Consider the following 23,976-nt stretch of genomic DNA (forward strand, 5'->3'; position numbering starts at 1 on the left):
CGTCTCTCAAGTTCTCAAGCATCGCTGTGCTTATCTTAATAACCAGCTTTAGAACCTGTTTAGTTCGTTTGTTCTAACAAAGTTGACATGCTCCCTTAACCGCAGAGCCGCAGAGAGAGGAATCGGAGATTTTCACGATTCATTTAGGATTGCTATAGCATAAATATAATAATGTGAGGCGGAGCCTCAACTATATGCATTCCCAGCTTCTAGCTGGGAACGAGGAACTAACGAGGAACTATGCAACAAGAGTATGAAGCTTATAAGGATTTAGCAGATTCTCTCAAATCTGCATCGGCATTACTGAATTTAGAAGGCAAATCGCAACTGCATCAAGATATAAGTACCATTTGCAATCATTTAGTTAATCCTAGCTTTCGCATTGCGGTATTTGGCCCCTTTAATCATGGCAAATCTACCTTACTGAATGCCATGCTAGGGAATCGCACCTTACCAATTGATTTAATTCCCACCACAGGCGCAGCGATTACTGTCAAGTATGGCTCTGATCTGCAAACTCATATCATGTTGGTAGATGGTACAGAAATCTATCGCAGTGGCACAGAAGTTTTACAAGAATTTGCAATTCTTGATGGTAATAGACAGAGGCGAAAAGATGTAGCATCTGTAGAAATTTTTTGTCCGCATTCTTTCTTAGAAACAGGTGTAGAATTCCTCGATTTACCAGGAACAAATGATAGAGAAGAACAAGATAATTTAGTCCGAGAGCAACTATTAAGTGCAGATTTAGTCATCCAATTATTAGATGCACGGAAGTTAATGACTTTGGGTGAGCGGGAAAATTTACGAGATTGGCTATTAGATCGCGGTATTAAAACAGTTATATTTGTTGCCAATTTTATTAACTTACTCGAACCCGACGAGCAAAAACAAGTCCAAAATCGGCTGGTGTTTGTTGCGGAAAGCTTTCGAGCCGAATTACCTCCAGGTTTTAGTAATTTATATCGCGTTGATGCTTTACCTGCCTTAAGAGCGAGATTAAAAGGCGATGTTGCTGCTGCCAATAGTAGTGGTTTAGCAGCTTTTGAAACAGCTTTGCAAAATATTGTGGGGATTTTGCAACCAAATCGTGGTAGCGTGCGTTTGCCAAGAGTGCAAGCGATCGCTTCTCAAATCCAACTCTCATTAAAAGCTAAAATTGACCATATTGCTATTGAAATAAAATCCTTTGATGATAAACAAAATACTAAAATTGAAATTAAACAAAAAGCAGCCAACTTAATTTATAAAGGTTTTGCTATTAGTGTGGGAGAATTACGAGATTGGCTAGCATTACCCAAGCTGCTCACAAAATATCAAGCTGAAGCGGCAGTTGCATTGGCAGAAAATAACTTTAAATCTTGGCAAATAAATACTCTTAAAAAAGACCTGACTCAGTTGCAATTGGCTGCGGTGAAATGGCTTGATCAAGCTTATGAATTTTTCCACGAAGAACGACCGCAAGATTTATTAATTCCCTTTCCTAGTGAACCACAACTAATACTACCCTCAAAGTCAAGCAATACTGATGATTTGAGTGAATCTGGTTCCATCGCTGTTGGTGGTGGTATTGGTTGGTTGTTAGGCGGCCCGGTGGGTGCTGCTGTCGTCGGGAGTATTTCTTATTTATTAAACAAGAATATCCAAAACCAAGACGAACAATTAGCAAAGGAATCTTATCATCAGGAAGTTGCTAAACTTTGTATAACTGCAATTGAAAATTATTTATCTTGCTTCAGCGTTCAAGGGTTATCAATTTTGACTGAATATGAGCAGAAAGCCGAAAAAATAATTTGTTTTGAACTCAGTCAAGAACCACTAGAAATTACTAATAAGCGTGAAACTTTGCAGCGGTTACAAAACGGTTTTAATCATTTGCTACAAGACTTAGAAAAAGTCAAAATTGTCTCAAATTATCAACCTTATAAAGAAATACCAAAATATCCGAATATCAATAGCAAATATTCGCCACAGCCAGAGAGAGTTAAAACTTTCTCACAAAAAGATCCAGATATTAAGCAACAATATGAAAATCGTGTTAATAATACTGAGACAAGGGTAAAATCTGTTTCTCCACCACCGCCAAAAGCTTCTCCCTCTCCACGTCCAGAAGAGTTGGAGGCGAAATTTCGTGATTGGGAACTCAATGAGGAAATAGCGCGAATGAAAGCAGAGATGCGTAGCCCTAAGGCTTGTCGTCAGACATCGCCTGGTTCTCAAACTGGCAAACAGCAAAATACAACTCCAAGCAACAAAACACCCAACCAAGCCCAAATAGATAAGATTACTCACGCCTACGACATTTTAGGATTACAAGCAAATGCTTCTCAGGCTGAGGTAAAGCAGGCTTATCGAACTTTAGTAAAGAAATGGCATCCCGATTTGTTTGTGAATCAGCCGCAACTGCAAAAACAAGCACAAGAGAAAATGCACTTAATTAATGAAGCTTACACAATTTTGAGTGAGAAATGAACAACCAGCTCCCCAACTTCTTTGAAAAGTCGGGGAGCTTTAGATTTCATCCTAATTTGATTAGAATTAGGAAACTGTTTAGGTGAGACTTATGCAACTGTTATCTTTGAGGAATGGCTTTTTGGCGTTAACCTTGACTGCGATCGGCTCAGCCGGTGGGTTAATCACAGCCTGTAGCAATACGGCTTCCCAGAACCAAAGCCAAGCCCCAAACGCAACCGTTACCAATGTTAGCGACAAGCAGATGAATCACAGCATGGGAATGGATTTAGGCCCAGCTGACGCTAACTTTGATTTACGATTTATCGACGCTATGATACCGCACCATCAAGGGGCTGTGGAAATGGCTAAAGAAGCGCAGCAGAAATCAAAACGCCCTGAAATCAAAAAACTAGCAGACAATATCATCAAATCGCAAAACCAAGAAATCACTCAGATGAAGCAGTGGCGACAAGCTTGGTATCCCAAGGCGGGAGATAAACCAATGGCTTATGACAGTCAAATGGGTCACATGATGGAGATGTCGTCTGACCAAACGAAAGCCATGATGATGAGTCAGGACTTAGGTGCAGCTGATGCTGAATTTGATCTGCGCTTTATCAATGCGATGATTCCTCACCATGAAGGGGCTGTAACAATGGCAAAAGATGTCTTGGGTAAGTCTAAGCGCCCTGAAATTAAGCAATTAGGCCAAGAAATTATCAAAGCACAAAATACAGAGATTAAGCAAATGCAGCAGTGGCGAAAAACTTGGTATAACAAGTGAGCCTAAGTACAGTTTTGCATAAAATCGTAGTGTTTTTAATTGCAGAGGGATGCATTGGCATTGTAGAGGGACGCATTGGTATTGCAGAGGGACACATTGGCATTGTAGAGGGATGCATTGGCATTGTAGAGAGATGCAGTGGTATTGTAGAGAGATGCATTGGTATTGTAGAGGTATGCATTGGCATTGTAGAGGGACGCATTGGCATTGTAGAGGTATGCATTGGCATTGCCAAATTTAATTCGCTACGAATTAATGAAATGCTGTACTAATACCCAATACAGTTCAGTTAAGCATTTAATTTCTTCTCTTTGTGTCCTTTGCGTCCTTTGCGGTTCGTTCAAAAAATTTACTTTTACAAAGAGTTTCAGCCTTAACTGAACTGCATTGTACTAATACCAATCCTGGTTTTGGCTGCGTCATAGTTGTCATAGATACTCATTTCCGGGCTATCCCAGTCATCTGCAAAGGTTGCTAGATGCGATCGCAAAATCTCAGCCTGCGCTTCGTTAATTCCTTGAGAGGCTAGGTCAATCTCATCCGACCTGATAAAAGTTACAATTACTTGCGTTCCTTCATGTACATCGGTGGGTTGTTCAGTGAGTTCCACTCGACCATTGCGATATGTTCCTTCAACACTAGTCAAGATTTTTAACCTTGTTGCTTGTGAATAGTTAAACTGCTTTATAAAACTTTCTCTACCAAACTTTACTCATATTCAGAAGAAACCCAGGCAATACCAACTCACCACTAACGGTAGCAGGATTATCCAAACATTCCTCTGGCAATCCAGGACGATAAATATAAACTTTACGCTGCTTACGATCAATCAACCAGCCTAACTGTATTCCTAGCTCATTCATATATTCTAGGACTTACGCATTGACAGAGTGGTAAAATAATGCAGTTGAAAATAGGTGTCATCTACTTGTAGGTATTGGGCAATTGAGAGAAATCAGCAAACCCTCGACAGCACAATGCAATCTAGAACATTACACTCTGTTTCTGCGATCAGAACCAAAGTATGGGGGGTGTAGTAGAGTATCAGAAATACTAGGAGACGTTTCACACGACAGTGTAAACCGCTTTTTGGTGAGGGAGCGATATGAACCAAAAGATTTGTTTAACCTTGTAAAGACAGTTATCAATTTAAGAGGAGGGATTTTAAGTGTTGACGATACAGTAATAGAAAAGCTTTATAGTAACCCTCAATATGCAGAATTAATAGGTTGAATTCACGAGGGGATGCTGTTTCACTACTATTCTCCTGAATATACTGAGTGATAGCTTGACAAAGAGCGCCGTAGCCATGAACAACCTGAGAAATGCTGTAGCCAAGTTTTAACGACTCTTTCCCCCGGCGCTCTGCGGAGGCTCTGTGAACACTTTCTATAGAATTGTTATGTGCTTCCCCAGATTCATCTATATCAGCACGTAATACCTCAATGAGTTCATCGTAGAACACAGGTAATCCTCTTTCCATTTCGTCGCTCGAACTCATGGAATCAGCAAGACGCGCGATCTTTTTTGAACACAAGGCGAGAATTTCGTCACGTTCTGCTAAGAGAAATTCATGTAACATTAATGAATGTTCTTAATTTTAGACTTATTCTACCATCAGGAGAGCGCTAGAACAGCGATTGCCCAAGGGGCAGTGGCAGAGCCAATCGCACCCACCCCGATCCACCCCAGAACAATTTCCCATCCCCTCGCCGAGGCTAATTATTTAACCCACATTCTGCACGTCATTTTGTAGTACAAAAAGTAATACAAAAATCTGGAAATAGTTACTGAATTATCTGAGTATAAATACTAAATCTCTATCATCACTATATATTTATCACTACCAACATTTTTTCATTGTCTAGGCTGAATAATGCTACTGTTATAATCCCAGATGTTGCTGAGAATAACGGTATTATCAACATCATTAAGATAGTGTTAATTACTGCCTGAACAAACGTTGGATAAACAACTTATTTGTCAGGCAGTAATTATCTAGAATCGCAGCCCGATTATTGCCTTGATGTATAAACTTAGGTTAAAAATCACTCAAGTCACTTAGTCGTGAACTGTTCCATCGGGCATTTTTGTTCCAGTTAATCCGACTCTCCGCATATTTGCCCCGTCGATATCTGCGCCAGTCATGTCTGCCTTATCTAAATATGCCCCGTCCATATCTGCCCCAGCTAGCTTTGCTCCTTTCAAGTTAGCTTCACTCAGTTCCGCTCCCCTAAGATCCGCTCCGGTGAGGTCTGTCTCACCTAAGTTTGCTCCCCTCAAGTTGGCTCCACCTAGCTTGACACAGCTTAAATTGGCTCCACTTAAATTTGCTCCGGTCAAGTCTGTTCCACTCAGGTCTGCATCAACCATTTCTGCACTAATTAGGCATACTTCAATCATTTGTGAATCAGCAAAAGTTGCCTGATTCAGTTTCGCCTGACTAATATGTGCATTAGTCAGATATGCTCCCTTTAAGTCTTTACCAATCAAGTCCGCTCCCTTTAGGTGTACCCCAATCAGATTTGCATTAGTCAGACAGACCTGAATTAAGTTTACGTTACTAAAGTCCCGTTCTCCTGCTGCGTATCGTCTCAGAAGTTCTGGAGTTTTCATAATAAAAAGCAATATTTGCTTATTGAAAGTTAAGTAAATATTATCAGTTAATCCATGAGTTTATTGTTAACTAATGTAAATAGTTATCAACTATCGTCCGAAAGCGATCGCTCATAAGAGTAACTAGCAACTTGGGTTATATCTGCGAAACAGGCTTCAAGAACTAAATATTTTTTCTTCTGCTTTCTCCGGAAAAATCGTCAGGACAACAAAAGGAATTTAAGGACAGGGAATGGCGATCGCTTTGTTGGTTAATTCCTCAAAGAGAGTTATATTGCAAAATTAATCTGGCTACGTTTTGTGTGTGCCGTTAATCAACTTATACAATTCAACTATCAATCAAGCTCTTGTATATACTCGATTTCAAACGCCTGGTTGTTACAATTTTAATAAGCAGATGAATTAGGAACCATCTGGAAATATTTTTGAGAACAGACTGTATATTCATTAAATGAATCTAGGCTTGAAAGTAAACATCTATATCAAACAATACTAATGTCACATACGTTGATTAATTTAACATTGCCAATAGTCATTCAAGAAATTGAAAATGTCTTGGATGAGTACCCTGAACATCCTTATCAATTAGCTTTTTCGATTCATGAGTTGCGCCAAAAGTTAATTGCCCACATTCTAAGTCATGTCCCTAACCGCTATGTAGTCGAAGGGGTACAGGAATTATCCAGCACCCCCAAAAGCCACTACTATTTACCTGTACAAGAGCAGATACAAATAGAAACAGTGGTTCACGGTAGCATTCTGCATATCCTGCGCGAAAACGCTGATTGGCTAAGTCGCCAGATCCTAACTCTGTCACTCTGTCTCTTGTTGGGTCAATTCTGCTCCCTAGTCTGATTTAATAACTTCATGCTCTTGGGTAACAGTCCAAAAGGCTTGCCATGTACACCCAGATTTGGACAGCACTCGCCTGATATCACTCACGGCCTGTGGCAGCAGTTGCAATTGGGTTCACCGCGCCATTTTGGGAAAATTGTACGCTAAGAAATTCAATAAACCTCGACCGAGAAGAGTCGTTGCACGGTCGAGGCAATCAAAACGGCTCTCTACAAAGTGGGTGCTTTGAGTCTGTCCACTAGTCTACTGGACGATAAGAGCGTGTCCACTGGACTGCTTACGAGTTCCAATAATGGGGATTTGAAATCTTACATTTTCCCCCAGCGCTAATATGTTGTGCATTTTAATTATCAGCTTTACACAGCAAAGATTTTGAAAGTTAAGTGGCGGCTAACGACAGCCTCGCTAATTTCATCCCTACTTATTAGTCTTTGGCATTGCACTGTCAAGGGGTTTCGCCAATTCTAAGTTCCTGTTTGGAACGCTTGAGTGCTTCAAATAAGACTTGAATCTGGGTGTAAGCCTCTTTCTGGGAAATTGTACCTTGGTTGCTTAATCCATAAATGTCGCTAATCTGATGCGAAAATTCCTGTACATTAGCGTTAAAAACGAGGTTCTCTAGGGTAAATTTTCCCTTGTAGCTATTCATAAACTCTTGCTCTAAAGATAATTAAAAAAACTGATTCATTATTGGTTTCTATGCCCATTTTTGTCGAAAACTATAATGTTACGTCGGTTGTCGTCAAAACTTATTCGACCGTAATCGCACAGATGTTGTTCATAATCTTTCTGTACTATGATTAGGATTTTCAGCGCCAAATATGACTAAAAAAGTCGTAGTCTTAGAGGAGGCGAGACTTGTGGGTAGGTCGAATAAAGATTAAAAGATAACCTCCTGAGCAGGTCAAATAAAAAGCTCTTTTCCTGTAATATGACAGAGCGTTGTTTGGTTTGCTCATTTAGTGATTGACTACGAGATAAAACGTAAAGCTTTGAAGAAGGTATAAGTTAACAGCTTTCCCCACCCTTAGACATTGGTACGAAGTACAACGGAATATGTTCACGTTAGTTGTACGTGAGCATATTTTTGCAAACCTTAGCAGTGATGGCATTATCTAGACTCTATAGATGATTCTTTTTGTCAATGCGTAAGTCCTATATTCCTCCATTTTTTCCTTCAAAGTCTGGAGGTTGTCGCTAGGAGATTTGAGTTCGACTACAAAATCTGGACAAATGGGTACAAACCTTTCTTGTTATTTTGGAGACAGAGAATTCCACCGTTCTAGTTTAATCCAGGAAGCATCTGGCGTAGACACGCAGTGGCTTGTCGTCAGACATCGTTCTGCACGTGTTGATAACTTAAATCCTCTACTAGAGCTAAAAGTTATACCTGTACCATCTTGTTCCGACCAAACCCACAATTGTCCCAATATGTTACCTTGTCGATTTCCTGTCTCTGAACCAGTAGGAGGCATAATTAGCAATTCTCCAAATTTATTCCGCTCAATGCGTAAGTCATGATTCACCTGAGAGAACTCAAAAAATTGTTCGTCTGTCATTTGCATTGATGACGGAATTTGTAAAACCAAAGGGGATGAAAACATCAAGATTTCCTCCAGGTTCGGATGCCTAGCCGAGTAACTATATTCTCACGCAAAGAAACAAAGACGCCAAGATAGAACTTTGCGACGGCAGTCGCTCATGGGGGAAAACCCCAAGACCGCGCTGCCTCGCCTTTGCTTTTTTATCCGAAATCATTTTCAGATTTACTTGTTAGGCTGAGGAGTTAGCCGCAGATAGGGTTTTACTTCTTCATAACCTTTGGGGAATTTCTCTTTGAGTACTTCTGGATCTTTGAGTGAGGGGATAATTACGACATCCTCTCCATCTTTCCAGTCAGCTGGTGTCGCCACGCTGTAGTTATCAGTCAATTGCAGAGAATCAATCACCCGCAAAAGTTCATCAAAGTTGCGTCCCGTGCTGGGAGGGTATGTGAAAGTGAGACGGAGTTTCTTCTTGGGGTCAATCACGAAAACCGATCGCACTGTCACAGCCGCATTAGCATTGGGGTGGATCATGTCGTAAAGGTCAGAAACCTTGCGATCGGCATCCGCCAAAATTGGGTAGTTGAGGGTGGTGCTTTGAGTTTCTTCGATGTCTCCCACCCAGCCTTTGTGGGATTCAACATTATCAACACTAAGTGCGATCGCTTTGACATTGCGCTTGTCAAATTCTGGTTTTAGCTTGGCAACTGTGCCGAGTTCTGTTGTGCAAACAGGTGTAAAATCAGCAGGGTGAGAGAACAGCACTACCCAGCTGTCACCTGCCCATTCGTAAAAATCGATGTCGCCGTGTGTTGAGGCTTGCGTAAAGTTGGGTACTGTGTCACCTAGACGGAGAGCCATGTGAGATTCCCTGTAGTTAGAAAAGCATATGTGTTCTACTTTGCCATCATGACATAAAACCCCTATTTCCCAATCGGGCTTTAGCGGTTTGAAACAAAATTTTAGGTTGTCACCACTCTCGGATAATAGATCGGGGAGGTAAAGATTAGTCAAAAGGCCTGGGGAGTAGGAACTAAGGATTAGGTAACAAGCTCTAAAATTATCACCAAGGCATTTCAAAGAACATATTTTTGAATTCTCTCTCAGTGCCCAGCCTCTTTTCTTTTTGAATTACTTATGATGATAGTAATATTTTTGGTTATTGGTGTTATCCTCAGCACAATTGCGAGTTTTGTTTTTGGAATTCCCTGGTTGATGCCGATTTTCGGTGCTGCTGTCCCCTATCCCATTTTATTTTTACATGTGCGTCGTCAACAATATAAAAGTGCTTTTTACTGGATGTTACTCTGGGGAGTGTTGCAAAGTATTGCCATAATTGTAGCAACGACGATTGCACCACAAACAGCAGCAAAAAATATTCTTCGGGGACAGTCATATACTACGGAAATGTTGCACTGGATTCGTACTGGAGAAGGTTCAGAAGGTTCACTTAGTTTATTTTTACCAGAGCATTTATTGGAATATGGGATTTTTTGTATTCTCTGCATTGTCACCTTAAGTAGTGTGGCATTGATATTCGGTACTTGGATGCTGAACTACATGAGTTTTTATGTTGCAGAATTGGTGAAAGTTAGTGCTAAACCTTGGTTAGCAGCTATTTTAGGGTGGTATCCTTGGTCTATTTTGCGGATAATTGGGTTTATCGCAACTGGGGTGGCTTTAGCTGCTTTAGGATTAAATCTAGTAACTCGCATCAGAGGTGAAGTTCCTAAGTCTCCCTTTCCTAAAACTTATATGTTAATTGGGATTGGTTTTGTGATTGCGGATATCGTTGTCAAAGCAGTTCTAGCGCCTATTTGGCAAAAACTGCTATTGTCTGCATTGGGTTAAATTAATTTGTTCGTTAGAATTTCCTGGTAGGCTTGGATTGTTTGACGAGCGATCGCATCCCAGCTAAAATTTTCCAATGCATATTTTTGGGCGTTTAATCCCCGTCGTTGGCATTCTGCGGGGTTTTGCAAAGCTTCTTGCAGTAACTCTACCAGTGCTTGGACATCTGTTGCACATACCCAACCTGACTCGCTATCACGTATCTGTTGACAAATATGCACTTGGTCAGAAATTATCACAGATGTTCCTGCTACCATCGCTTCAGCTACAGCAATCCCAAAATTTTCGTAGTAGGAAGGCAAGACAAATAAATCAGCAGCTTGTAGTAAACTAACTTTTAGTTCACCAGTGACAAAGCCGGTAATTGTAGTGTGCGATCGCAGCGGTGAATTTTGAATTTGGGATATTATCTTTTGTTCGTAATCTGGATCTTGGGGATTTGTCCCAGCTAAGACAAAATGAAACTTATAACCAACTGCTAATAGCTTCTCTAGCGCCGGAATCAACAAATTTAACCCCTTTTTAGGGTCAATTCGTGACATAAACAGCACTAAAGGCACATCCTTTGGTATTTCTAACTGACTAGATAAATTTTTAAGAGGAGATTGAGGAGGAATCACACCCAAGGGAATCACCAAATCTGGCGTAGATACTCCAAATCGTTCTGATATTTTAGCTTCTTGATCGCTGGTAAAATGAATTGCTGCGGCACCAGCTAAATTTTGACGTTCTATAATTGCAACATAAAGATGTTTTAATTGCTTTTTCTTCCGTAAATCAGCCGGGTCGAGAGTACCTAAAGGACGGAAAATATAAGGTAGCTTTTGCTGACGACACACAATAGCAGCAGCACTACTTATAGGAGAGAATAGAGCATGAATATGTGCTATGTCAAACTCATGAGCATGACGTTTTAGCCAGTTTAATAAATCTAGGGAAAATTTGTAGCGACGAAATGGAGCGCAACGAAAGTAAATTATTTCATAGCCATCTTGTTTAATTGGGCGATTTAAGGGAATATTCAAAGGTGTTTGACCATTATCACCATTACTATCAGTTGTGAGAATTGTAACTTCCACTCCCTCTTTTCCCAACGCTGGAGCTAATCCTAGTACCATTTGACTGGGGCCGCCGTAAATCAGAGAAATTGAGGGAACGATTTGTAATATTTTCATTTTTTTGTCATTTGTCATTTGTTAATAACCCATGACTCTTGACTATCAACCAATTCTTGATAAAACTCTAATTGCTGTTTAGCCAAAGCTTTGTTTGTGTATTTAATCATTGCTTTTTGATAACCCATTTCACCCAGAGTGTGAGCAAAATAGGGTTGATCTATTAATTGAACTAAGCAATTAGCAAGGGCTTGAGCATCTCCTTCGGGAAATACTAAACCAGCATCGCCAATTACATAAGGAATTTCACCAGAATCAGAACCAATTACAGGTACTTGGCAAGCCATTGCCTCAATTATTACATGACCAAATTGTTCTTTCCAGCCAACAGAAGTTAAGGTTTTAAACTTAGAAGTTGTTTCTGAAGGCAGTACTAAAGTACTCATTAAATTGATATAGTTTGTCACCTCGTCATGGGGGACACTTTCTATCAAAATTAATCTTTCTTTAATATTATTTTTTACCGCCATTTTTATTAACTCAGTTTGCAACTCTCCCCGTCCCAACAGCAGTAATTTCCAAGGTTTGTTTTTCAAATTTATTAAGGCTTGCAAAAGTGTTAACAAACCCTTTTCTTGTACAAATCGCCCAACAAAACCTACTACAAAATCCTCTTGATTAATGCCCAAATTAGCTGCTAATTCTGGTTGGGCTTTGGGAGTAAATAAACTTTCATCTACACCCAGTTGCGGCATGACTTTAATTGCTCCTTTAAATCCCCGTTGTCGCAAAACTTCTGCTCCATCTTGATTGCCAGAAATGATCCCGTGGCTGTGATTGAGGTTATATTTTTCTAATAAAGCAACTGGTAATTTTAGTTCATAGGGTAAATTCCACCAGGTAAAAAATACATTTTTTGCCTTGAGTCCCAATAGCTTATTTAAAGCAATCATCTGAGTATAAGCCAGTCCTCTAGACCCTTGTTCCACTTGAATGATTTGGGGACGAAATTGTTTTAACAAAGATATTAAATCAGTGCCAAAGGTAAGGAGTCCCTGATGATTTTGACTGAAATTAGAAACTGGAACTATTCTAAATGTACCTTCATCACGGTATTCAGTTTCAATAATTCTGTTTTGCACGCCACCTGGTTTCCAGCGCTTTGGGACTACAACTGTCACTTCAACTCCCGGTTCTAGTTGAGATAAAGCACGTAATTTTTCACAGTTGAGGTCAACGATATAAGTGTGACTAGCAACTAAGATTTTCATTGATATTTATTAATTCTTATTTATTTTTTGTCAGTTGTCCTTTGTTTTTCACTAACTCCTAACTAAACTTGTTCATCCAATCGACTGTAAATTTGACCATCGCTCCATATTGATTGGATGACAGTACCCAAGGCTTTGAAAAAACCCAAAGTGTAGAAAAAAGCGCGAGTGGCAATTTTGATGGGGGAACCGCTTTTATTACAAGGTGGGCGTCCCAGGACGTGACAGTCAAATAAACGTCCGTATAAGCGTAAAGCTTGAATAAGAGTAAGGTTTTTCAGCCCTAGTAGGAAATGGTTGTGATAAAAGGTGAGTTGATATTTGAGCGATCGCATACTAATATCATGACAACCCCCTGTTTCTTCGCCTAGATGCACTAAATGGGCCTCTGGGTCGTACCAAATCTTATATCCTGTTTGTCGCACCCGTAAACAAAAATCTGACTCTTCGCGCACTGCACTACCGCCAAACCTCTCATCAAATCTCAGCCCGTACTTAATAAAAATTTCACGGCGAAAAGACATATTACAACCCCTTGCTGTCAGCACTTGCTGGGGTTTGATGGTATGTACTAAATCAATATGATACCAAGCAATTCCTGGGTCCATTGCTTCGGGAGGCAGATATTCAATCTGTAAATCTCCTCCAGAATCACCCAATTTCATTCTGTCAAATACCCGTCCGGCCACAGCCCCCACTTCTGGATTTTGCAAATAATTTTTCGCATGGGCTGTTAATAATTCTGGGGTTAGCTGAACATCATCATCAATAAATAATATTATTTCACCAGAAGACCGCCGCACAGCGTAATTTCGCGCCCCCGGCAAACTCGCCCAATCTAAGCGCAACCATTTAATTTTACCTGCCCCCACCATCTCTTCTAGGTAGGCTTGAATTTCTGGTTGGTGTTTTGGGGTTTGGTCTACCACTAAAACTTCAAAATTTGGATAGTCTTGTTTCAGGACATCTACAATGCTATCCTGTAGCGCTTCCTCTCGACCATAGGTCGGGATAACTACAGTAATTAAAGGATAATTATTCATGATTTTTATTAAGCAATTTTTCTACTTTGATAATAACCTTATAAAAATTAATTTTGATTAACTTTAGTAAGCTACTATTGTCTTGATTTAGATTCAGTCAACAGCCCAAGAACTGACTAAAAGGTTGTTTGAAAAGTAATGCAAGAGTGTATTATGCCGTAGGCTAACGCACCATCCCAGATTTTCGGTGCGTTAGGACTAATGTCCATAACGCACCCTACCAGATTCTTTGTTGGTTTTTCCGCATGACCTGAAAAGTCAGAATTCACATTCAGTCAATTGTTTACGCTGCTGCATAGAGATTATCAAATAACTCATTTTGCTTTTCGGAGTTATGCACAATTTGCGCTTGAGCTAATGCTCCTGCACTTAAAAATTCGTAATGTTCTCGTTTATCACTTCTATCAAGAAATTGAATGATTTGTTGCAATGCTTGCTCTGCCAAATAGTCATAGGTGCTGTTTAGAATTTCCCAATATTCATTAGTTTTGATTTTATCTCCGTGCAACCAATTGCTCCAGTGCCTAAGTTCATTAATTGGTAATTCTAAAATATAGCCATTTTCGCCATGACGAATAAACTCTGGTAAAGCACATACATTTGTTGTAATCGCAGGAGTTGCAACGGAAAAGCCTTCGATGATACTATAACCATAAGTATCATGTAATGTCGCCATTATTTGAAAATGACTTTGCGATAATAACTCAATAACTTTGTCATTAACAATATTTTTATGAAACACAACATTATTTAACTTCAGTAACTTTAAATCCTCTACATATTTCGTGGTATCGGGAAAATCAGTCGGGTATCCTGAACCATGCCCCATATCTGAAATTATATGTACAATAATAGGTAAACCTAATTTTTCAGCTTTCTTGGCGAGTCTTAAAGCAACAACTCCACCTTTGCGGGCAATGTGGTTTCCGATAAATACAAGCTGGAGATTTTGCTGTTCTTGATATAGTTTCGGTTGGCTAACTCTGACTGGGAAGTTTGGATGAATAACATCTAATTTTTTGCTTACTTTTTCTTCTATCTTCCAACCTTCTATCCGCTTAATTAATCTCAACTTGGCATAATCGGAAATAGCGATAAGTTTTTGGCAATTGTCTAACGCTAACCGATTATTTAATAATTCATAAATTGCAGCTTCGGTTTTGTTTTGAGGATTTCTATATAAAACACGATGATCTTCAAAGGTGAAAAACCAAGGTTTATTTGTATATAAAATTCTATTGAAAGAATGAATTGCTTGGTATCTTCCCCATACAGGTTGCCAAGCCATAAAGCTGCTTAAAGGATACCAAATTTTTTCTATCGGATATCTGCCTGCGGGGAAAGCCTTGGGGCGGATGAGTGTATGCCGAGAATTTCGAGGTAGGTTTGGAATGCTGAGGTGTTTTTGACCTGCTATGATAACTTTTACCATTTTTATTTCATTTAAATTGTTTTTAGACGTTTTCTCTTGTTTTTTTGCTGAGGGTTGGCATCTTCTCGATCTTGTTTCTCCAGTTCTGGCAATTTAAAAAGAACTCCGGCAAAAAACCAATAATAGACAGCAACCGGATCAACATCCAGAGGATAGTAGTAGGTGTTGTAGCTAATAAACAATATAAACACCCACAAAGCTGCTCCGTAACTGCGGAAATTACGGTTTTTTATAGAGCGATAGGTTTTAAAGCCAATAATTGTTAAACTTGTTACCAAACCCAAAAAAGCTAGTACTCCAACAATTCCAACTTCATAAAGAACTTTGGGATAGTAGGTTTCTACGAGTTTGGTTGAACCCATTACACGAGCAGAGTTAGTTGCTCGACCTAAGCCACTTCCCAAGGGACCGTCTACGTTTTTCCAATTCTCTTGAAATTGCTGGACGATAAAATCTTGAGGTGGTGAAGCGTCCCAGCGACTAGTAAAACTCTCGGTTCTCTCTTGCACGACAGCAGGGTTAGTCACCATCACAATTCCCAAAACTAGAGCAAGTCCTATCCCTATGGGGATAAATCGTTTAAGGTTGCCAATTTGTCCAGTCAGCAATAGCAAAATCCCGAAGCAGGTTGGTACTAAAGCTAAGGCGATTCTCTGTCCAGAGATTACAGCATTGATAAAGACTGTCACTAAAGAACCTAAACCGACTAGCCGCCATATTGGGGAGGGATCGGTGAAGCCAGTGGCAAAGGTAAAAAAGGTACTGGAAATTAAGAACCATGCCCACTGCCAAGGGGCTACAAATGTCCCTGGTAGGCGAATAACCCCTTCGTCGGGACTATATAAGAGCGCTCCACCAAAATAACACCGGGCTTCTAGTGATGTAACAAATAGGGCATTTCCTTCAAGACCTCTAGTGCCTTGACATACACCAGTTAGTAGTAACAGGTATTGAATAAATCCCAGCGCACAGCAAATCAGTGTGAGGACAATCTGGAGGCGCGATAAAAATAGAAAATCCCGCTTATCACGAATTAGATAGTAGGCACAACCAATCAGGGGGACATAACCTAAAAATACTTTTAGTCCCAGAATTCCCACTCCTAAAGGTATTTCGTTGGGCGCTTTTTCCAATAGTCCCACACTAGGTGGGTTAAACTGCTGTCCACCATTGATAAATAATAGTGTTAGCAGACTGCAACCCAAAACAATATAAAGTGGGATTTTAATGCCTTGGGGAATAATTATGGGTAGCCCTTGTTTACGGCAAGTTTGCCAAAGTCCAATTAGCGCTGGAAGATAAAAGGCATCTTTAGCTAATTGGAGTATGGGACTATTGCCCAAGTAGTAGGTGATAGTACCCCCAATAGGTACGTAAATGATGAAGGCATATAGCGCTTGGCGCGGGTATTTGTAGGAAAGGGAGATGACGAGTATCCCCAAGACACCAGGAACGGCTGCTTTAATTCCACTTACAAAAAAAAGCACAATGCCAAAGAAAACACCGCCAATAGTGGCGATGATGAGTACGCTAATGAATTCTTTACGTGCTAGGGCTGCTTTGCGCTTTTGGGCTAACTGTTCTTTGAGGCTAAGGGTAGAAGTTTCCTTTTTACCCTGCTTTTTCGACTTTTTAGATTGCTGAGATTTTGACTTTATTTTCGGCATAGTAATGCTGTAGCCTGTCAGCCTCAGGGAAATATATTATAGTTGACAAATTTCTTTGGATTGCTGTAAGTCGTACAATCCGAATTCATCTCTAGCTGATTGATTTAATAATTTGCGATTAAAAATGCTAAATTTTAATCTTTTTGATAAAAGCTGAGATAGTAGCTAACTTAACGTGAATTTGACGGCTCATGTAGTAACCGCCTAAGTTACTACGTAAAATCCTCCCTCTGAGAGTCCCAGAGGCACAGACTTGAACGAAAGTTCAAGGCAGGGAGAGGTTTGTCAAACTCACGTTAACTTAGTCCATCAGATATTGCTGGACTTTTGAAACTAATTCATTTGTCCAGTAGTTGGTAAGTTCGGCATTGGCGGCTTCCACCATAACCCTGATCACTGGTTCTGTGCCAGAGGCGCGAACCAAAATTCTGCCGGAATCACCCATTGCAGCTTCAGCAAGAGCGATCGCTTGTTGTACAGGTTGGCAATCTTGCCATCCTAAACGGCGATCGCGATCTACGACCCGCACGTTCCGCAACAGTTGCGGATAGGTCTGGAAGCTTTGATCTACTAATTCTGCTAGGGAAATATCCGCCTCTTTCACCAAAGCTGCTACATGTAAGGCTGTTAACAAGCCATCTCCAGTCACGGCATAATGACGGCAAAGAATATGACCCGATTGTTCGCCGCCTAACATTCCCCCAGTCCGCAGCATTTCTGCTTGCACATATTGGTCACCGACTGCGGTGCGAATCAGGTTACCACCAATTTGTTGCCAAGCTTTCTCAAAACCTAAATTAGCCATGACTGTAGATACAATCAGGTTATCTGGCAGTTGTTGGTTTTGTTGTAATTGGCGTCCCCATAAATAGAGAATGTAATCGCCGTTAACTTGCCTTCCGGTATTGTCTACTGCTAAAACGCGATCGGCGTCGCCATCAAAAGCAAAGCCGATGTCAGCATTGTGTTCTTGTACTGTTGCTGCAAGAATATCTAGGTGAGTAGAACCGCAGTTAACATTAATGCGATCGCCATCTGCTTCGTTATGCAAGCAGATCACCTCTGCCCCCATTTCTGTAAATACTGATGGTGCTAATCCTACTGCTGCTCCCCACGCCAAGTCTAAGACAATCTTCATTCCCTGAAGATTTAGGGCACTGTTTAAGGGTTTTTTCAACGCCTCGCTATAATGCCCCACTAACTCAAAACGTGAGTAATGCCGTCCGCAATTACTAATAGCAATAGGTGATATCTTGCCACGCAGTCCCGCTTCAATTTCTGCCTGCAATATTTGGGGTAACTTCCCACCATCCGCACCAAAAACCTTAATGCCATTGTCCTGTGGGGGATTGTGGCTGGCAGAAATCATCACTCCGCCAATGGCATCACTGATGCTGGTAAGATAGGCAACGCAAGGAGTGGGACATAATCCCAAATACCAAACCTCTAACCCCGCTGCTGTTAAACCTGCACTCAAAGCCATTGCCAGCATATCGCTAGAGTTTCTAGAGTCCTGTCCGAGAATAACTGGCCCTATTTGAGTAGCATTGTTACGTAAAACAATACCTGTCCAAAAACCAACTTGTAATGCTAGGGGCGCACTTAGTAATTCTCCGACTCGTCCGCGAATACCATCTGTGCCAAATAAGGGATTTGCTGGTAATGGGATTAAATTCAATGCAAAACTGCTCTCAATCCCTTTGTCTAATTCGTCAGCTTCGGAAGTAGAATCCCCAGGAATGCCTGGTGTCCGAGTTATAGATGAAACCATATGTTTAAATACTCCACACAATCACACTGAAAAATAGCACTTAAGACTTTATTCAGCAATTTTGACATGCTTTTTATCTTTAAAAATTCATTCTAAATCAAAATTAGATTACGTAATAATACTTAAATAGCTTTAATTGTAAATCTTTCATGAAGTCAGTATTATTTTTTCCGTTATTAGTAAAGTTTCCACATTTTAACTAATTATTACTTTTATGCCCTCAACTTTAGTCTTGATTTTTATCTGTATTAATTCACACTTTGCAATTTTACTTCCTCAGAACAATTGTAATAAATATTACCATAATTTTCTCAGAAGTGTTTTCAGGAAAGCTGAGAATGAAAGCGAAATTTAGCTAATAACAACAAAAAATTAAAACACCAGAATGTAAAGTTATATCCCCTTCTTTGTGAAACTGCACAAAATCAAGCTTGGTCGGACTTGGGGCAAAATCCCCCAGTTCCGGAGCAACCTCACAGGTAATTGGTATTAGCGTTGTGGCTGTGTAAAAAGCTACAAAACGATGGGGTGGCTTAAAAAATTTTAATATAAATTCTCATCAAATAGTTTTAAGGTAACGTTTTAATGGCTTTTTTAGCCGTTAGTGAATCAAAACTCCGGCAGTTAACTTTTTAAAGTTGAGAATTTTAGCATGAGCAGCAATTTAGCAACCAAATTACGTGTAGGCACTAAGAAAGCCCACACAATGGCAGAAAATGTAGGTTTTGTCAAGTGCTTTTTAAGAGGAGTAGTCGAGAAAAACTCTTACCGAAAACTAGTTGCTAACTTCTACTTCGTCTACTCAGCGATGGAAGAGGAAATGGAAAAGCATAGCCAGCACCCAATTCTTTCTAAAATTAACTTTCCCCAGTTAAACCGCAAGTATACCCTGGAGCAAGACCTGGGTTATTACTTTGGTGCTAACTGGAGAGAGCAAATCAAACTATCTCCCGCAGGTGAAGCTTATGTAAAGCGCATCCGAGAAATATCTGCCACAGAACCGGAACTGTTAATCGCTCATTCATATACTCGTTACTTGGGTGACTTATCTGGGGGACAAATTCTCAAAAATATTGCTGTAACGGCGATGAATTTGTCTGATGGGCAAGGAACAGCCTTTTATGAGTTTCCAGAGATTCCTGATGAGAAGGCATTCAAAGCGAAATATCGTCAAACTTTGGATGAATTACCCCTTGATGATGCTACAACCGATCACATCGTTGATGAAGCTAACGCCGCCTTTGGCACGAACATGAATATGTTCCAAGAATTGGAAGGCAATTTGATCAAGGCGATCGGTGTAATGCTGTACAACAGCCTCACACGGCGTCGTACACGCGGTAGTACTGAACTCGTCACCGCTGAGTAAAATTTATTAAGTAAAATTTTGTAAATCTAGGGGTAACCTCTCTGGGTTCACCTGAATAAAATCAGGCGATCGCGGGGATGTTGCCCCTAATGCTGTTTGTTAGCGATCATGGCTATTATGTTGTAGCTTGTTAAAAGCTTGTGCTGCATTTTGATGACCAGGATTCAGTCTAAGTGCTTCTTGAAAAGCAGCGATCGCTTCGCTTCTTCTGGTTTTTGTATATCTAACAACCACATTCCTAAATCAGTGTATATCTGAACGCTAGGCTCGATTTTGAGGGATTGTTGATAAAGTGCCAACGCCGCTTCTGTTTTATTATGATCAGATAATAGCTTTGCCAATCTCACATAAGCTACAACATCATCAGGTTTTTGTTTGATTACCGATAGCCAAAGGACTTCCGCCTCCTAATAGTTTCTTATGTTTTCAGCATATTTTGCTTGTTTGATCAATAGCTTAATAGTCTTAGCAGAATTCATTTGCGGTAATCTTACTAATTTCTATCTACAGAATATATAAACATTGATTCCTAATTTAGTCAGCGATCAGGGAAAATATAAACAGGCACAATTGATTAAATAATGGCAACAAAAATTCCTGTTACAGTAGTCACAGGCTTCTTAGGTAGTGGAAAAACCAGGCAAACCCGCTTAGTTTTCATCGGTCGTGATTTGAAATCCTCAGAAATTGAATCGCAGCTAGTACGCCACGGCGTAAATAGAGCAACCATTTAAAATCCATAAAAAGCCCATTCCATAATACTTTTGACTTTTGACTTTTGACTTTTGACTTCCGCCTTGCGGTACTAGTAGCTTTATGAGTTAGGAGTAGAGACGCGATTAATCGCGTCTCTACTCCTAACTCATAACTTAAATCCTCAATCCTGACTTTACAAAACTATGACTATTTCACAACTATTTAACGTTGCCAATCTTTTTGTATTGCCTTTTTGGACATTGATGATTCTCTTGCCAAATTGGAAAGTGACACGGCGGATAATGGAATCATATCTGCCTTTTGTGCTGTTAGCTGGAGCGTATTTGTATTTATTTATCAATAGCATTACGCCAGAAAATGCCCAAGCTTTATCGAATCCCCAATTAGCTGATATTGCGCGATTTTTTGCAGATGAAACAGCTGCTGCAACGGGTTGGATTCATTTTTTAGTGATGGATTTATTTGTCGGTCGCTGGATTTATTGGGAAGGGCAAAAAACAGGTATTTGGACAATTCACTCCCTTGCACTGTGTTTCTTTGCTGGGCCTTTGGGATTACTGTCTCACATCTTGACTAGCTGGATTACTAAGACATTTTTCCCAAAATTTCAGCAGAATGAAGCGGTGACGGGAGGAGAAAAAGCTGCGTCATCATCTGGCACATAGTTATATATAGTAATCATAAATTGTTTGTGAAAAAGCAAATCCCCGACAACTTTTACGAAGTCGGGGATCTGTGGCTTGATAATTAGGGAATCAGTCTACTCTCATTACCTATTACCTAATTTTAAAATCATTAAGTGTTGTCATGTCTATATTCAGCATCTAACCAACAGCGTGGTAGAACTTCACCAGAAGGAAAAACGAGATTTTCTTTTTTAAAGGGATTAGGTGGCTGTTCTTCTTCACCTTCTTGTTGTCGTCCGTGAACGACATCATTATTCGGATCAAGCAATTCCTGAATCTCAAGAATTTTTACTAATTCACCAGTATCTTTGAGTTGTAAAAGCATAGAAATTGCCTCCATAAGTTTGCATAAGGTGTAGCGCGAGTCTTAACATAAACTCGTTCACATCTCAACCGATTTAGAACGTCGAGATTCCTTAATTGTTAAAGGAAATTTTACCAGATATGCAGACATGAATTACACGAGATTTATCTATGTGTATCTGTGGTTTTTATTTTTATTATAAAATTTATACAGCAAATAAATCCCCAACTCAGCATATCAATCTAAAATTAAATCAGGGAATGCTGACCGATAAAATTATCTAATTCAAATAATCTTAGTTTTAGCGATTAGATTTCGCGTTGATATTTTTCTAAAATATCTACTAAGGTGACCTGGGATTGCAGTGGTAGTAAATCGATTAAAGGAAGTTCGCTTTTACCTCCACCAATTTTTACTGGAATTGATTTCAAGACTTTTATAACTTGGTCTTCATTTACATTGTTGGAAGTAATTAAGGGATACAACTGTTCAGCAACAAGGGTATGCAGTTTGGCATTAGATAAATAAAGATACCATTTGGCAATGTCTATGTAGACGTTTTCGCCAATTTCAGCTGCTAGGGCTTCTAGTAGTTCTGTGGTGTTAGTCTTAGCCATAAAAATAACCCTACATTAAAAAAGAGCGCAAAATCTCAGGCTTTTTTCCATTATCGCTCAATTGAGAGGCTAGTCCTACTACCACAGGTTACAATCGCCCCAGCATCAGCAGTCCGTCTTCAGATGGATTTAGATGGATCACTGTAGTTAGCGATCGCAGCAATATAAATTAGATGTGCTAACAATATTCCTGTCCAACTTAAAGTCACCCCAGGCAGCCACTCCCAGGTAGTGGCTTTCAAGATGTGAAAAAACCATAAGCCAGAATTAATACTAGCAGCGATCGCCACATGGATGGCAAAATTCATCCGGTCATCTATCTTGCGGTAATCAGGGTCTTTGCGATCAGGTTCGCGAGGCCAACGAGGAGGCATAAATATTTGTTACAGATTTAAATACACCTACTCATTCTAAGGTTTTTAGGGCAGCGGTTGCTATTAGACCTCTAGAACCAGTGATAATCTAATTAAAAGTCAAGAGCAGATGGGTTAAATCCTATGAGTATCTTTGAGCAAATAGACCCCGATCTCTTTTATCCAGATAGCGACGGGAAACCAATGGCAGACAATACAGAGCAATATCGTTGGATTGTCCTGATTAAGGAGAATTTAGAGATTCTGTTTGCTAATAATGACAATGTTTTGATTGCGGGAGATTTGCTCTGGTATCCCGTCCCTTCTCGGCTGATTGCACCGACTGCACCTGACGTGATGGTTGCCTTAGGTAGACCAAAGCAAAAACGTCGTTCTTATCGTCAGTGGCAAGAAGACAATATTCCACCGCAAGTAGTTTTTGAGATTCTCTCTTATAGTAATGATACCAAGGAGATGGATCGCAAGCTAGAGTTTTACGATACCTATGGTGTTGAAGAATACTATTTATATGACCCTGAAAGTTTTCAACTAGATGGCTGGTTGCGGCAAAACAACCATTTGAATAAGCTATGGCAAATGGATGATTGGTTCAGCCCCCGCTTGGAAATTAGATTTCAAACTGGGCAAGGAGAGTTAGTAATTTACCGTCCAGATGGACAGAGATTTTTGAATTCGCTGGAACTCAATCAACGGGCAGAACAGGCTGAGTTATTGGCAGAGCAAGAACGTCAACGGGCAGAACAGTTGGCAGCATACTTACGTAGTCTCGGTATTGACCCTGACAACCTCCCATAACTGAACTGTGGATTATTGTGAAACGGTATCAAAGATTTTTTCAAAGTAAAATGCGCCCTTATCTAATGCTCTTGCAGGAAATAATCTCCTGATTTCCCGCCACTCTTACTGATTAAACGAATCGATTCAATTTGAATCGACTTTTCTAGGGCTTTTGCCATATCGTATAAAGTCAGGGCAGCCACAGAAACGGCAGTTAAGGCTTCCATCTCTACACCTGTTTCAGCTTTGGTTTTGACTGTGGCTTGAATTTGATAACCAGGTAGTTGCGGATCGGGTATAATTTCGACTGCGATTTTTTGTAAAGGCAACGGATGACACAGAGGAATTAAAGTGGCTGTTTGCTTGGCTGCCATAATCCCAGCCAATCTTGCAGTTGCTAACACATCTCCTTTTGGCACATTTCCGGCTTGAATGGCAGCGAAGGTTGTAGGCAGCATCCGCACATTGGCAGCGGCTACTGCTTGGCGGACGGTGGGTGCTTTATCAGACACATCCACCATCTGTGCCTGTCCTTGGCGATCTAGATGGGTTAAGTTGCCAAAATTAGATGGAGAATTATCTTGCATCATTTAGTTAGAACGTGTTAATATAGATTGTCGGTGAGGGCGTGTAGCTCAGTGGACTAGAGCACGTGGCTACGGACCACGGTGTCGGGGGTTCGAATCCCTCCTCGCCCGTTTTTGAAAGTTAAGAGTTGAAAGTTAGGAG

General features: G+C 40.2%; 25 protein-coding genes, 1 tRNA gene and 4 pseudogenes. 12 read left to right on the top strand and 18 right to left on the bottom strand.

All coding sequences use genetic code 11. From position 1 onward, the window contains the following. Positions 1–240: 240 nt before the first annotated feature. From V7K49_RS29745 to V7K49_RS29755, 3 genes are all read left to right on the top strand, one after another. Positions 241–2,472, top strand: coding sequence for a dynamin family protein (locus V7K49_RS29745; RefSeq protein WP_335208836.1), 2,232 nt, complete (start codon positions 241–243; stop codon positions 2,470–2,472). A 91-nt stretch (positions 2,473–2,563) separates the two neighbouring features. Next, on the top strand, positions 2,564–3,238 hold the full coding sequence (locus tag V7K49_RS29750) for a DUF305 domain-containing protein (RefSeq protein WP_335208837.1): 675 nt from the start codon (positions 2,564–2,566) through the stop codon (positions 3,236–3,238). Beyond that, positions 3,235–3,510 carry a hypothetical protein gene (locus V7K49_RS29755; protein WP_335208838.1) on the top strand — a complete coding sequence of 92 codons (276 nt, stop codon included), beginning with the start codon at positions 3,235–3,237 and terminating at the stop codon, positions 3,508–3,510. Before V7K49_RS29750 ends, V7K49_RS29755 begins: the two co-directional genes overlap by 4 nt. A gap of 101 nt (positions 3,511–3,611) precedes the next feature. On the opposite strand, the gene V7K49_RS29760 is transcribed toward V7K49_RS29755, so the two are convergent. Both V7K49_RS29760 and V7K49_RS29765 read right to left on the bottom strand, forming a co-directional pair. After that, a complete protein-coding gene (locus V7K49_RS29760; RefSeq protein WP_335208839.1) occupies positions 3,612–3,884 on the bottom strand; it encodes a hypothetical protein in 273 nt (90 codons plus the stop codon). A 52-nt stretch (positions 3,885–3,936) separates the two neighbouring features. Then, positions 3,937–4,107, bottom strand: a pseudogene (locus V7K49_RS29765) (Uma2 family endonuclease); the annotation flags it as partial. A gap of 76 nt (positions 4,108–4,183) precedes the next feature. On the opposite strand from V7K49_RS29765, the pseudogene V7K49_RS29770 reads away from it, so the two are divergent. After that, positions 4,184–4,438, top strand: a pseudogene (locus V7K49_RS29770) (IS701 family transposase); the annotation flags it as partial. Here the strand turns inward: V7K49_RS29770 and V7K49_RS29775 are convergent. Next, a complete protein-coding gene (locus V7K49_RS29775) occupies positions 4,383–4,820 on the bottom strand; it encodes a hypothetical protein (RefSeq protein ID WP_335208877.1) in 438 nt (145 codons plus the stop codon). The pseudogene V7K49_RS29770 and the gene V7K49_RS29775 overlap by 56 nt on opposite strands. 6 nt (positions 4,821–4,826) lie before the next feature. Between V7K49_RS29775 and V7K49_RS29780 the strand changes: the two genes are divergently transcribed. After that, a complete protein-coding gene (locus tag V7K49_RS29780) occupies positions 4,827–4,994 on the top strand; it encodes a hypothetical protein (RefSeq protein WP_335208841.1) in 168 nt (55 codons plus the stop codon). A 305-nt stretch (positions 4,995–5,299) separates the two neighbouring features. Here the strand turns inward: V7K49_RS29780 and V7K49_RS29785 are convergent, their stop codons facing one another. Next, on the bottom strand, positions 5,300–5,854 hold the full coding sequence (locus tag V7K49_RS29785; RefSeq protein ID WP_335208842.1) for a pentapeptide repeat-containing protein: 555 nt from the start codon (positions 5,852–5,854) through the stop codon (positions 5,300–5,302). A 495-nt stretch (positions 5,855–6,349) separates the two neighbouring features. Between V7K49_RS29785 and V7K49_RS29790 the strand changes: the two genes are divergently transcribed. Beyond that, positions 6,350–6,709: a hypothetical protein gene (locus V7K49_RS29790; RefSeq protein WP_334866728.1), complete on the top strand. Its 360-nt coding sequence runs from the start codon at positions 6,350–6,352 to the stop codon at positions 6,707–6,709. A gap of 445 nt (positions 6,710–7,154) precedes the next feature. Here the strand turns inward: V7K49_RS29790 and V7K49_RS29795 are convergent, their stop codons facing one another. From V7K49_RS29795 to V7K49_RS29805, 3 genes and pseudogenes are all read right to left on the bottom strand, one after another. After that, complete coding sequence (locus V7K49_RS29795; RefSeq protein WP_334866730.1) at positions 7,155–7,358, bottom strand: DUF7219 family protein; 204 nt, start codon at positions 7,356–7,358, stop codon at positions 7,155–7,157. Positions 7,359–7,866: 508 nt separating this feature from the next. Beyond that, positions 7,867–8,313 (bottom strand): annotated as a pseudogene (locus V7K49_RS29800) (Uma2 family endonuclease); the annotation flags it as partial. Positions 8,314–8,475: 162 nt separating this feature from the next. Continuing rightward, positions 8,476–9,114, bottom strand: a complete 639-nt coding sequence (locus V7K49_RS29805) for a peroxiredoxin (protein ID WP_335208844.1) — start codon at positions 9,112–9,114, stop codon at positions 8,476–8,478. Positions 9,115–9,390: 276 nt separating this feature from the next. On the opposite strand from V7K49_RS29805, the gene V7K49_RS29810 reads away from it, so the two are divergent. After that, on the top strand, positions 9,391–10,104 hold the full coding sequence (locus tag V7K49_RS29810) for a hypothetical protein (RefSeq protein ID WP_335208845.1): 714 nt from the start codon (positions 9,391–9,393) through the stop codon (positions 10,102–10,104). On the opposite strand, the gene hpsP is transcribed toward V7K49_RS29810, so the two are convergent. From hpsP to glmM, 6 genes are all read right to left on the bottom strand, one after another. Further along, complete coding sequence (gene hpsP, locus V7K49_RS29815; RefSeq protein ID WP_335208875.1) at positions 10,101–11,279, bottom strand: hormogonium polysaccharide biosynthesis glycosyltransferase HpsP; 1,179 nt, start codon at positions 11,277–11,279, stop codon at positions 10,101–10,103. The genes V7K49_RS29810 and hpsP overlap by 4 nt on opposite strands. A gap of 14 nt (positions 11,280–11,293) precedes the next feature. Further along, positions 11,294–12,490: a hormogonium polysaccharide biosynthesis glycosyltransferase HpsO gene (gene hpsO, locus V7K49_RS29820; RefSeq protein ID WP_335208846.1), complete on the bottom strand. Its 1,197-nt coding sequence runs from the start codon at positions 12,488–12,490 to the stop codon at positions 11,294–11,296. Between the two features lie 62 nt (positions 12,491–12,552). Beyond that, complete coding sequence (gene hpsN, locus V7K49_RS29825) at positions 12,553–13,533, bottom strand: hormogonium polysaccharide biosynthesis glycosyltransferase HpsN (RefSeq protein ID WP_335208848.1); 981 nt, start codon at positions 13,531–13,533, stop codon at positions 12,553–12,555. A gap of 283 nt (positions 13,534–13,816) precedes the next feature. Then, positions 13,817–14,965: a glycosyltransferase family 4 protein gene (locus V7K49_RS29830; RefSeq protein WP_335208850.1), complete on the bottom strand. Its 1,149-nt coding sequence runs from the start codon at positions 14,963–14,965 to the stop codon at positions 13,817–13,819. An 11-nt stretch (positions 14,966–14,976) separates the two neighbouring features. After that, the gene (gene hpsL, locus V7K49_RS29835; RefSeq protein ID WP_335208852.1) at positions 14,977–16,632 is read right to left on the bottom strand and encodes a hormogonium polysaccharide biosynthesis protein HpsL; all 1,656 of its coding nucleotides are present in this window, start codon (positions 16,630–16,632) and stop codon (positions 14,977–14,979) included. 301 nt (positions 16,633–16,933) lie between these two features. Then, on the bottom strand, positions 16,934–18,403 hold the full coding sequence (gene glmM, locus V7K49_RS29840) for a phosphoglucosamine mutase (RefSeq protein ID WP_335208854.1): 1,470 nt from the start codon (positions 18,401–18,403) through the stop codon (positions 16,934–16,936). Between the two features lie 652 nt (positions 18,404–19,055). Between glmM and V7K49_RS29845 the strand changes: the two genes are divergently transcribed. Then, positions 19,056–19,772, top strand: a complete 717-nt coding sequence (locus tag V7K49_RS29845; protein WP_335208855.1) for a biliverdin-producing heme oxygenase — start codon at positions 19,056–19,058, stop codon at positions 19,770–19,772. Between the two features lie 164 nt (positions 19,773–19,936). Here the strand turns inward: V7K49_RS29845 and V7K49_RS29850 are convergent, their stop codons facing one another. Further along, positions 19,937–20,113, bottom strand: a complete 177-nt coding sequence (locus V7K49_RS29850; RefSeq protein WP_335208857.1) for a hypothetical protein — start codon at positions 20,111–20,113, stop codon at positions 19,937–19,939. A gap of 291 nt (positions 20,114–20,404) precedes the next feature. Here V7K49_RS29850 and V7K49_RS29855 point away from each other — a divergent pair. Both V7K49_RS29855 and V7K49_RS29860 read left to right on the top strand, forming a co-directional pair. Then, positions 20,405–20,506, top strand: a pseudogene (locus V7K49_RS29855) (GTP-binding protein); the annotation flags it as partial. Positions 20,507–20,671: 165 nt separating this feature from the next. Continuing rightward, on the top strand, positions 20,672–21,154 hold the full coding sequence (locus V7K49_RS29860; RefSeq protein WP_335208859.1) for an ABA4-like family protein: 483 nt from the start codon (positions 20,672–20,674) through the stop codon (positions 21,152–21,154). Positions 21,155–21,284: 130 nt separating this feature from the next. Here the strand turns inward: V7K49_RS29860 and V7K49_RS29865 are convergent, their stop codons facing one another. The 3 genes from V7K49_RS29865 to V7K49_RS29875 form a co-directional block, all read right to left on the bottom strand. Beyond that, positions 21,285–21,500, bottom strand: coding sequence for an acetyltransferase (locus V7K49_RS29865; protein ID WP_335208860.1), 216 nt, complete (start codon positions 21,498–21,500; stop codon positions 21,285–21,287). 287 nt (positions 21,501–21,787) lie between these two features. Further along, positions 21,788–22,096, bottom strand: coding sequence for a DUF3181 family protein (locus V7K49_RS29870; RefSeq protein WP_335208861.1), 309 nt, complete (start codon positions 22,094–22,096; stop codon positions 21,788–21,790). A gap of 119 nt (positions 22,097–22,215) precedes the next feature. After that, positions 22,216–22,470, bottom strand: coding sequence for a hypothetical protein (locus tag V7K49_RS29875; protein ID WP_335065464.1), 255 nt, complete (start codon positions 22,468–22,470; stop codon positions 22,216–22,218). A gap of 123 nt (positions 22,471–22,593) precedes the next feature. On the opposite strand from V7K49_RS29875, the gene V7K49_RS29880 reads away from it, so the two are divergent. Then, the gene (locus tag V7K49_RS29880) at positions 22,594–23,265 is read left to right on the top strand and encodes a Uma2 family endonuclease (RefSeq protein WP_335208862.1); all 672 of its coding nucleotides are present in this window, start codon (positions 22,594–22,596) and stop codon (positions 23,263–23,265) included. Positions 23,266–23,327: 62 nt separating this feature from the next. Here the strand turns inward: V7K49_RS29880 and moaC are convergent, their stop codons facing one another. Then, positions 23,328–23,837 (bottom strand): cyclic pyranopterin monophosphate synthase MoaC, encoded by a 510-nt coding sequence (gene moaC / locus V7K49_RS29885; protein ID WP_442948708.1) that lies wholly within the window; start codon positions 23,835–23,837, stop codon positions 23,328–23,330. 34 nt (positions 23,838–23,871) lie between these two features. On the opposite strand from moaC, the gene V7K49_RS29890 reads away from it, so the two are divergent. Continuing rightward, a tRNA-Arg gene (locus V7K49_RS29890) sits at positions 23,872–23,945 on the top strand. The last annotated feature ends 31 nt before the right edge of the window (positions 23,946–23,976 follow it).

Source organism: Nostoc sp. (assembly GCF_036919675.1).
Lineage (GTDB): Bacteria > Cyanobacteriota > Cyanobacteriia > Cyanobacteriales > Nostocaceae > Nostoc.